This window comes from Anabaena sp. UHCC 0253 (genome assembly GCF_009712085.1).
Taxonomy (GTDB): Bacteria; Cyanobacteriota; Cyanobacteriia; order Cyanobacteriales; family Nostocaceae; genus Dolichospermum.
On record NZ_VILD01000001.1, the window covers coordinates 874429 to 884764 of the forward strand.

The following is a 10336-nucleotide window of genomic DNA, read 5'->3' on the forward strand; positions in this document are numbered from 1 at the left end:
TACGCCCATTCACCGGCGAAGTTATACATTCCACAGGTGTACATGACACTTAATATATCTTTGATATAACAAGTATCTACTGCTTGTTCTTGGGTAATTGGATTAATTCCTTTATTAGCGAGAGTCGCTGCCATCACTGCTAAATCTCGACAATTGACCATGACAGAACATTGTTGAAAGTATAAATCTAATGATTCTTCGATATTCTGGTCAATCATGCCAAAATTTAACATTAAATGGGCATTGGCGCGGTTTCGATGTCCCGTACTACGTTCTGATGTAAATACAGAAATATCTACAAATATATCTTTACCAATATAACGCCGATACATTTCCAATAATCTATTTAATCTTTCTGTTGCTCCTTTGCCTTTAATTAAACTGGTAGTAGCTATAGCACCAGCATTTACCATGGGATTATAAGGACGTTTGGACTGTTCATCAAGAATAATGGCGTTAAATGCGTCTCCTGTTGGTTCTACCCCGACTCTAGTTAAAAGATAATCTCTACCATGATCTGCTAATGCTTGTCCATAAACAAAGACTTTGGAAATTGACTGGATAGTAAATAGTTGCTGAAAATCTCCTACTTCGTAAATTTGACCGTCTGTGGTAACAATACAAATACTAAATAAGTCGGGATTTACTTTTGCTAATTCGGGAATATAGTTTGCGACTACACCCTCTTTGAGGGATTTATACTGGGAATGTAATTCTTTGAGAATGTCTAAAAGTGCTGGTTGTAATATCTCTGAATTTTCTAGCTTAGACATGGGTTTGATAACTTGATATAAAATTGATTACTGAGTAACTACCGGAGAAAACAAGTCAAATGTAATTTTTAATACTTTAAAAGTTCATGTATACGCGCTTGTCACCCTTTTTTATTGTCTCATTGATTATTTATCTTGGGATAAGAATAAATACTTACTAGAGAAAAAATATTTTTTTTACTTAGTAAAGCTTGGTTAATACTTATAACTGTATAAATTATAAATTTAGTTATATTTACTGAAATGCAATATGGTAAATGACCTATTTTGTAAATAAAATTATCAACCGTATTTTCATATAAACTTATCTATAAATGGAGTTTGAGGTAATTAAGTCTCTGGAAAATTAAGACTAATCCAGAGAAATCTATATTTAAACAATAAAATAGATTTTATACAAAATTTATCTTAAATACTAAGAATGCGTATCAGTAGTAACTGTTGAATAAGGCGATCGCTCTATGTTAAGTCTTCATAAGAAAATATGGAAATTCTCAAAAAAAACGTTACATAGCCGAAGTCCGCAATTGAACACCGTTTCAATCCCCAAACCCGACTGGAAATTTAGCCCGGTTGCTCAGACTTACGCTAAAACCCTGATCCCCAGACCTGGAAATTCATGTTAGTCTATTCCAGTTACAAACCAAAAAGTGAAAGCGGAACGAGTTCGAGTTTCAAAGGGGTGGCACTATTACCAGTGAAAACCCGTTATTTAGCAAACTAAAGTTCTACAGTCGCTTTAAAATCGGACGCATGAATCAAAGACATTTGTGGACTACTGTCGCTGCCCAAACAATAATAACCGTAGCTGTTTTGGGTCTACCCTCAGTTGGTCGAACTCAAACCAGTGTAGGAAATTCTCTAACTAACCAAGCATCAGTGACAGGTGATGCAGTCAAAGTAGGAGAGTACCAATCCTTAACAGAAAACCCCACCTCAAATACTGTGATTACGAGAATTCATTCTCACAGTATCAAAGGTTTACAAGCAGCGACCCTTTACGTTCGGGATATTCCCGTTCTCACCTTTTTGGGGTCTACCCCAGTTAGCAACAAAAAAACGAAAGTTGGCGTAATTAACAATAATGTTGCTACCAACTCAGTCAAAGTTGCCAGTTCTAGCAAAACTGATGGTAAACTGAATCTCAGTCGGCAAGTTAGCTCAATTGACAATGACCCAGTTCAAAAAGCTAGTATCATAGCCGCTAGAATCAACAAATTAGTTGAGAACAATGTAGACGCAAGCAAAATTACTGTCAGTTGGAAGACAGGAGACAGTTCTTCAATTCACAATAAACCCCAAAAGCCAGGGATTTCTGTTCAAAAACAGTCAGGAGATTCCTATAATAAAGAGCTTCGCGATCGCTACACTATTAAAATCAACGGTCAAGAACTGGTGGAAGTCAATGAAGGGACAAGACTAGCAGATACCACCAAAAATCTCGCCCAAGATGCCTTACAAGCAACTAATAGACTGCGGAGACTCATAGGTAACGCATCTCCTATCAAGGAAATTGCTAACTTACCCACAGGTAAATCACTCTCCATCCCTAAGCTATCGCAACAAATTGCCCTCAGTGGCGTAAAGCTCACTTTTCAGGGTATAGCTTCCTGGTATGGTTATGATTGGTCTGGTAACAAAACAGCTAGTGGTGAAAGATATAATCCTGACGGGTTAACTGCGGCTCACCGGAGTTTACCCATGGGAACAAGAATCCGTGTGACTAACACCCGCAATGGTCGTTCTGTCGTCGTGCGAATTAATGACAGAGGTCCCTACATCCGTGGTCGGATTATTGACGTTTCCGCTGGTGCTGCGAGGGTATTAGGCATGGTCGGCAGTGGCCTTGCTCCAGTTCATCTTGAGGTTTTAGGAAGATAACTCGCTTCCTAGTTCCAACTCTCTTTTCGCTCTTCACTATCCTCAATACCCCTAATTCATCAATCTCATCCCCCATTATGGCTTGTGCCACTCGGCGCTATCAGATATAAACTAACGGGGGAAAGGATCGAAAAGAATTAGGGGTATTTTGTGCGTGTGCTGACAACAGTTGCAGCCTTACGCTGCTATTTACATCAACGTCGCTGGAATAGCCACCTCCGGCTACCAGAGGATATTGAACTTGATGAAGAAACTATTTGGTATCCCACAGCAGTTGGTTTAGTACCAACGATGGGAAGTTTACATCAAGGGCATTTGAGTTTAATTGAACGGGCTAAACAGGAAAATTCGACGGTGATTGTCAGTATTTTTGTCAATCCCCTACAATTTGGACCAAATGAGGACTATCAACGCTATCCCCGAACTTTAGAGCAAGACCGACAATTTTGTGAACAAGCGGGAGTAGATGTGATTTTTGCCCCGACTCCGGAAGAAATTGGTGTACCTGGGAAGAATATAGAAGCAACTCAGGTGACACAAGTGATCCCGCCATCTGATATGATATGTAACTTGTGTGGTAAATTTCGGCCGGGTCATTTTCAAGGTGTGGCAACAATTGTTACCAAGCTTTTTAATTTGGTACAACCTGACCGAGCTTACTTTGGACAAAAGGATGGTCAGCAACTCGCAATTATTAAACGGTTAGTAGCTGATTTAAATTTGCCAGTAGAGATTGTGGCTTGTCCCACAGTGCGGGAAGTGTCGGGCTTGGCTTTAAGTTCTCGTAATCAATATTTGACGGCTACAGAAAAAGAGCAAGCAACGGTGTTATTTAAAGGTTTACGGCAAGCTGAAGCGGCGTTTCGGGCTGGCGTTCGTGACAGTGGTGAGCTAATAGCATTGGCGCGGCAAGAAATCGCAAAAGTTAGCAATATCAGCTTGGAATATATTGAATTGGTTGAACCGAATACGTTGATGTTTTTAGAAAAAGTTGAGGATGAAGGAATGTTGGCGATCGCTGCTCGTCTTGGTTCTACACGGTTAATTGACAATACGATTTTGAGCGATGTCAATGACGGGCTACGCCAACCGATTATCGCTATTGATGGACCTGCTGGGGCGGGTAAATCCACCGTCGCTCGCCAAGTAGCACACCAATTAGGGTTGGTATACTTAGATACAGGGGCTATGTACCGGGCGATTACTTGGTTAGTGCTAGAACAGGGAATTGCCATTGATGATGATTGTGCGATCGCTGAATTAGCAACGCGGTGTAAAATTGAATTAACTCCTAGCCAAAGTCTGCAATCTCCCGTCAGAGTCCAGATCAACGATGTAGATGTGACTCAAAAAATTCGCACAACTGAGGTGACATCTCTTGTATCAGCGATCGCTGCTCAAAGTGCAGTTCGTCAAGCATTAGTCCAACAACAACAAAGTTGGGGACAACGGGGCGGTTTAGTCGCTGAAGGCCGAGACATTGGTACTCATGTTTTCCCCAATGCCGAAATTAAAATCTTCTTAACCGCTTCTGTGGGTGAACGAGCGCGTCGTCGTCAGCAAGACTTTCAAAAAACAGGTTCAATGTTGAGTTTAGAACAACTAGAACGAGAAATTGCTGAACGCGACTTGAAAGATAGCACTCGTAAAATTTCCCCTTTGCAAAAAGCCGCTGATGCTATTGAACTCCAAACCGATGGTTTAACAGCCTCTGAAGTTGCAGCACAAATTGTCAACCATTACAATCAGCGTCTATCGCACTGGTAATAACCCATGTTGCTAGTCATCTAGTTAAGGCTGGTACTTCGACTATGGCTACGCCACGCAGGCGATCGCTCAGTAACCAATGGGTAATTGGTGATAAAATCTCAGTCTTAATCCTGTTCATCCTTAAATCCTGTAAATCCTGATTCAGACAATTTTCCTAACTAGCAACTTACGCTAATATTGCAGGAGTCACTCGTAAAACCCTGTTGAAAATTGAGTTGAAAATGGTGGTGAGTGCTTACCATCATTAGACATCTTGTGAAAACTAAATGTAGCTTATCTTGTAGAGACGTTCCATGGAACGTCTCTATATTATTTAAAACGTCTTTACATTATTTAGAGAAAATGTTTAGTGATATTTACTCAAATTATAGTAACTTAAACAACATCCTAAACTATTTGTAGATTGATTCATCTACCTTGAGATAGATATTAGCCTTGATGGATGATTAAACTCTCTGTTTTGCGATTATTTGCTTTATTTACAAACTACTTGGCGGGAATTTTCACTTTGGTAGTAGAATAAAAACGTTAAGTTTTATGTTCTGACATTAAGGATATAAAACAACACTATACAAAACCTGTCGTTTCCTAAGCTTCTTTCATAGCTTTTAACGAAAAAACACTAAAGAGAGGAGATTTCACAAAATGGCATTTACACAACCCCCCTTACCTTTTGCTGCTAATGCTTTAGAGTCTTATGGCATGAAAGCAGAAACCTTTGAATATCACTATGGTAAGCATCATGCAGCTTATGTAACCAACCTCAATAACTTGACTAAGGATACAGAATTAGCTGATAAGTCTTTGGAAGAAGTAATTCAAATTGCCTTTAAAGACTCCACTAAAGCTGGAATCTTCAACAATGCCGCTCAAGTTTGGAATCACTCTTTCTTCTGGAATTGCTTAAAACCAGCAGGCGGCGGCGCACCTACAGGCGCACTAGCTGCTAAAATTGAAAAAGACTTTGGTAGCTTCGACAAATTCAAAGAAGAATTTTCTGCCGCTGCTGCAACTCAATTTGGTAGTGGTTGGGCTTGGTTAGTTGATGATGGTGGTACTCTTAAAGTAATGAAAACCCCCAATGCAGAAAACCCCCTCGCACATGGTAAAAAAGCATTGCTAACCATTGATGTTTGGGAACACGCATATTACATTGACTTCAAAAATGCTCGTCCTGCATTCATCAAGAATTTCTTAGATAATTTAGTGAACTGGGATTTTGTCGCTGCAAATTTTGCTGGTTAGATTTTAATTGATAATTGACAATTGATAATTTTAAATTGTCAATTGTCAATTGTCCATTGTCAATTATCTAAACCATGATATTTAATTTTTTTAAAAATACACAATCTTCTCCAGCAAATAATATTAAATTAAAGCCTAATTGGTGCGTAGCTTACGGAAAATTAGATAATTTGACAGCAGATGTAATTTGGCAAGATCAGCAATTTGCAATTATTTCCGCACCACATCAATTTGCAATCAGTTATAGTCAAAGATTTGTAGTAGTTGGGGATATTTGGTTAAGTAACCGAGAGGAATTACTACAAAATATAGGAATTGAGATTAATGATAATTGTAGTAATCAACAACTGATTGCACAACTTTGGGAAAAATACAATTCTGAATGTTTAACCCTATTATTGGGAATGTTTGGGTTAGTAGTTTGGGATTGTGAAAAACAAGAATTATATTTAATTAGAGATGCCATTGGTAGCTGGACTTTATATTATACAAATACTGGTGTAACTTCTTGGATATCTTCAAAACTAAGAACTCTTACACCTTATCGTTCTAATAACTTAGATTTAGTCGCATTGCGGGATTATCTTTGTTGTGCATTTGTCCCTGGAGAAAGGACACTTTGGCAGGATGTAAAAGAAATTCGTCCCGGTACTTGGCTGCAAATGCCATCAGGACAAGTTTATCATTATTGGCAACTAAAAGAACAGATTATAGACACAAATCAACCGATAGAATGGTATGGAGAAAAACTCCGTTCTTTACTTGAACAAGTTGTTAAAGAATATTTACCCGAAAATCAACCTGTTGGTATTTTCCTATCTGGTGGTTTAGATTCTAGTAGCATTACCGCATTAGCAGCGAAATTACATCATGCACCAATTCACACCTATTCAATTCATTTTGGTGCAGAAACCGCAAACGAATTAGAATTTTCTAACTTAGTTGCTGAACATTGTCAAACGCAACATCACATATTGGAAATTACCTTTCGGGATATGTGGGAACGTCTTCCAGAAACAATGGTTTATTTAGATGATCCTATTGGTGATCCTTTAACAGTACCAAACTTATTAATAGGCAGAATTGCACGGGAAAACGTACAAATTACTCTCAATGGAGAAGGGGGAGATCCTTGTTTTGGGGGTCCAAAAAATCAACCCATGCTAATTAATAGTTTATATGGTTATGTTAATAATCAAGATTCATTACAAGCATTTTTAATTTCTTTTCAAAAATGCGCTTTAGATTTACCACAACTCTTAAAACCAGAAATTTGGCAAAGTATAAAAAATGAACCATCTGTATTTTACCATGATTTAAATGCCGATGCTAATTATTTAAATAGATTAATGGCATTGAATATTAAATTTAAAGGTGCAGATCAAATTTTAACAAAAGTCAATAATTTAACTCAAGCAGCAGATTTACAAGGTTTATCACCGCTTTTTGATCAGCGTGTAGTAGAATTAAGTATGCAAATTCCTCCAGAATATAAACTTTCAGGAGTAGAAGAAAAAGCAGTTTTGAAAAAAGCAGTTAGTGATATTTTACCAGATAGTATTATTCATCGTCCTAAAAGTGGGATGATGGTTCCTGTGCAATTAGGGTTTAGGAAATATTGGCAAAGGGAAGCAAGAAAATTATTGTTAAATAGAAATAGTGAAATTTCAGCTTATATTAATCAAGAGATGTTGCGGAATTGGTTAGATTTTAAAGGGGATGTTTGGGGACGTTATGGTGTTAAACTGTGGTTATTGGTAAGTTTAGAAATTTGGTTACAGGTAAATAAAAAATTAGGACATTAAGTAAAAATCATTCCAGGAGGAAGAACAATGATACAAAACATACCAAAACATGATATTTTATATGAATACGATTTTTTAGCTTGGTGTGAAAGAACCGTTGCTCAACTTAAAGCAAAAGACGTGGAAAATCTTGATTTTGAAAATTTAATTGAGGAAATTGAAAGTTTGGGAAAGAGCGAAAGACGAGAATTAAGAAACCGACTATTAGTGTTGATAGCTCATATTCTCAAGCGAATGTATGTTAACAGTTCTGAAAACTTCAACGGTTGGGAAGTCACTATTGTAGAACAACGAAAACAAATAAAAGGTTTATTGAAAGAATCTCCCAGCTTAAAACCTTATCTTGCACAAATATTCACAGAAGTTTATATTGATGCTTTAGATATTGTTTCCGTTGAGTATAAACAAACAGATTTTCCTGATACATGGCAATTTGATTTTGGTACTGATTTACTTTTATCTGCCAAATATTGGGAGCATAATTTGTAACCAGCTTATTATCCAAAACTTTCCACCATATAAATATCATTTCCTGAATCACCAATTAAAATCATACTACTATTATCAATTGCAAAATTATAACTTGCAGAAATAATAGCACTTCTCAGAATTTGAATTAACCTTTGTGGGGTGAAAGATTCCAATTCTACAAAATTACCAGCATCTAACCAAGCTAATTCTTCCGAAGTTAAACTTTGACGAACTTCTTCAGATAACTGTTTAGCTGTGGTTGCTAAATCAGGAGAAGATTGGATAAACATTCCTCGCTTAGTTGCCATAATTTGTCGGGGTAAAAGTCCAATATCAATAATTGTTACATTGCTATTTAGAAACCAGCGATCGCTACTGCGAATATGATTAACTAAACTAATACCTTTAGAACTACAATCATGGATTGCATAAACTTTTAAATCAGGGTTACGATGAAGCATTTCCATTGTTGTATTGAAAATACTTTCGGGATAACCAGTAATGCTGAGAATTGCACAATTATTTTCAAAATGGAAATTATTAGCAATTAATAATTGTGCAGTAGTAGAACTATCACAAACTACTAATCTATCAAAACTGTAAGCAGTTACATCAGGATTTACTAACGCAGGTGTAATTTCCTTTCGTGGAGAAAGAAGAATTTTTTCAGGTGCGTTATTGATTTGTTCCCAGCGGTTTAACCAATCTTGTAATTGGGTTGGAGAAATTAGTAATTCTTGGGTTAATTTGCCAATTTTTCCTAATTGTTGAGTTCCTAAAAATAATGAAGATGTTCCTATGATGACAATAGCAACAAATAAAATAAACGACTTGAATACAAACAAACTTGCTAATATTCCCACAACTAAAATTAAAACTCCCAGTCTTTGTAAAGATTTAGCACTTGCTTTGCGACCGGGATTATTTAATTTAGCAGAAGTCGTATTTTTAAACAAATAAATAACTACGCAAACTTGATAAATTAAATTTGCAATTAAAAAAGAATTATTACCAATTATTCCGCTTAAAAATCCACCGACAAATCCTGTAAACCAAACATTCATGAAAATATAAAAGCTGGCAAATTGTAATGATTGAAATGATTTATTTCTCAACCGACTATCTAAAAAGTAAAGCAATTGTTTGGGGGTAAAAAATAATGTGTTACTAGCAGAAATATCAGCTAATATTTTAGCAAACATAGGATCTGTAATCTTCACATTTCCCATGCTTGTAGGTTCAAAAGCAAAAGGATGATTACATTGTTTACATCTTCCTTGATTTGCTGTTCTATCTTTTAAATTATTATCAGTTCCGCAGTTAATACATTTCATAGTTTTAGAACAATTGATTATTTGTTAGATAAATTATCTCACGCAAAGGCGCAAAGAAAGAGTCATACAATTTGATTGTTAAGTAAAACGCTGTAATCTTCTCGTTTACGAATTAAATGATGTGTGTTATTTTCTAGTAAAACTTCGGCAGGTTTGGGACGATGTAAAAAATGTGAAGACATTGCATAACCATAAGCACCAACATCTAAAATAGCTATAATATCGCCAATTTCTAACGCAGGAAGTTGACAATTCTTTCCTAAATAATCCCGTGAGTAAGTTGTATTTCCACAAACATCAGTTGTGTATTTTTCTGAACTTGAATTTTTCCAAGTAACAATTTCTCGATAACTCCCATGTACAGCAGGAACGGATATATTAGCAACAGTAGAATCAACACCAATAATTTGTTTTTCTCCTTGCCACTTTACAGAAACAACTTTAGCCAACAGAGTAGCACAACCAGCTATAGCAGCACGTCCCGGTTCAATTACTAAATTAATCTTTTTTCCTAAATTGCCAATTCTTGTACTTAACTCATTACCAAATATTTCCCAATTAAAAGCTGCACCTTGATGATGATATGGATAACCAAAACCACCACCAAAATCTAAATATTGCCAATCTGGTAACTTCTGCGCCATTTCTAAAACCGAATCAATAACATCAATAAAAGCGGTTGTTGCATTAGTTCCCGTACCACGATAAAAATGTAAACCCGTCACCTTTAAACCCACAGCCTGAGTAATAGAAACAGCCTCATCAAAATCTGCCGAAGTCACACCAATACGACTATCTTCCGAAACATTCAACCGTAAAACCACAGCCACCGCTAAATTAGCTTTGCATTTACGCAAACAAGACCGTAGTTGTCTGCTAGTGGCTACAGATATCTATCGTCCCGCAGCTATTGACCAGTTAATTACCCTGGGTAAACAAATTGATGTCCCAGTATTTGAACTAGGAATTGAAGCAGACCCCGTAGAAATTGCCCGTCAAGGTGTGGAAAGAGCTAGAGCCGAAGGAATAAATACAGTAATTATTGATACTGCCGGAC

At 36.7% G+C, this 10336-nt stretch carries 8 protein-coding genes and 1 pseudogene; 6 read left to right on the forward strand and 3 right to left on the reverse strand.

Annotation, left to right across the window (positions count from 1 at the left end; all coding sequences use genetic code 11):
- A partial coding sequence (gene glsA / locus FJR38_RS03880; RefSeq protein ID WP_168535491.1) for a glutaminase A occupies positions 1-773 on the reverse strand: 773 nt, incomplete at its 3' end.
- A gap of 753 nt (positions 774-1526) precedes the next feature.
- On the opposite strand from glsA, the gene FJR38_RS03885 reads away from it, so the two are divergent.
- From FJR38_RS03885 to FJR38_RS03905, 5 genes are all read left to right on the forward strand, one after another.
- Positions 1527-2654, forward strand: a complete 1128-nt coding sequence (locus FJR38_RS03885) for a septal ring lytic transglycosylase RlpA family protein (RefSeq protein WP_168535493.1) — start codon at positions 1527-1529, stop codon at positions 2652-2654.
- A gap of 150 nt (positions 2655-2804) precedes the next feature.
- Complete coding sequence (locus FJR38_RS03890; RefSeq protein WP_168535495.1) at positions 2805-4421, forward strand: bifunctional pantoate--beta-alanine ligase/(d)CMP kinase; 1617 nt, start codon at positions 2805-2807, stop codon at positions 4419-4421.
- 648 nt (positions 4422-5069) lie between these two features.
- On the forward strand, positions 5070-5669 hold the full coding sequence (locus FJR38_RS03895; protein WP_168500056.1) for a superoxide dismutase: 600 nt from the start codon (positions 5070-5072) through the stop codon (positions 5667-5669).
- Between the two features lie 74 nt (positions 5670-5743).
- Positions 5744-7474 (forward strand): asparagine synthetase B, encoded by a 1731-nt coding sequence (locus tag FJR38_RS03900; RefSeq protein ID WP_168500058.1) that lies wholly within the window; start codon positions 5744-5746, stop codon positions 7472-7474.
- A 27-nt stretch (positions 7475-7501) separates the two neighbouring features.
- On the forward strand, positions 7502-7963 hold the full coding sequence (locus FJR38_RS03905; RefSeq protein WP_168500060.1) for a DUF29 domain-containing protein: 462 nt from the start codon (positions 7502-7504) through the stop codon (positions 7961-7963).
- An 8-nt stretch (positions 7964-7971) separates the two neighbouring features.
- On the opposite strand, the gene FJR38_RS03910 is transcribed toward FJR38_RS03905, so the two are convergent.
- Both FJR38_RS03910 and FJR38_RS03915 read right to left on the reverse strand, forming a co-directional pair.
- A complete protein-coding gene (locus FJR38_RS03910) occupies positions 7972-9279 on the reverse strand; it encodes a hypothetical protein (RefSeq protein WP_168535497.1) in 1308 nt (435 codons plus the stop codon).
- Between the two features lie 62 nt (positions 9280-9341).
- Positions 9342-9923 carry a hypothetical protein gene (locus tag FJR38_RS03915; protein WP_371418140.1) on the reverse strand — a complete coding sequence of 194 codons (582 nt, stop codon included), beginning with the start codon at positions 9921-9923 and terminating at the stop codon, positions 9342-9344.
- Between the two features lie 172 nt (positions 9924-10095).
- Between FJR38_RS03915 and FJR38_RS03920 the strand changes: the two are divergent.
- Positions 10096-10336: pseudogene (locus FJR38_RS03920) on the forward strand (signal recognition particle protein); the annotation flags it as partial.

What these genes read in the sequence shown, in the direction of transcription:
- FJR38_RS03885 (WP_168535493.1), top strand. Translation starts at nt 1,527, where the DNA reads ATGAATCAAAGACATTTGTGGACTACTGTCGCTGCCCAAACAATAATA.
- FJR38_RS03900 (WP_168500058.1), top strand. Translation starts at nt 5,744, where the DNA reads ATGATATTTAATTTTTTTAAAAATACACAATCTTCTCCAGCAAATAAT.
- FJR38_RS03905 (WP_168500060.1), top strand. Translation starts at nt 7,502, where the DNA reads ATGATACAAAACATACCAAAACATGATATTTTATATGAATACGATTTT.
- FJR38_RS03895 (WP_168500056.1), top strand. Translation starts at nt 5,070, where the DNA reads ATGGCATTTACACAACCCCCCTTACCTTTTGCTGCTAATGCTTTAGAG.
- FJR38_RS03915 (WP_371418140.1), bottom strand. Translation starts at nt 9,923, where the DNA reads ATGGCGCAGAAGTTACCAGATTGGCAATATTTAGATTTTGGTGGTGGT.
- FJR38_RS03910 (WP_168535497.1), bottom strand. Translation starts at nt 9,279, where the DNA reads ATGAAATGTATTAACTGCGGAACTGATAATAATTTAAAAGATAGAACA.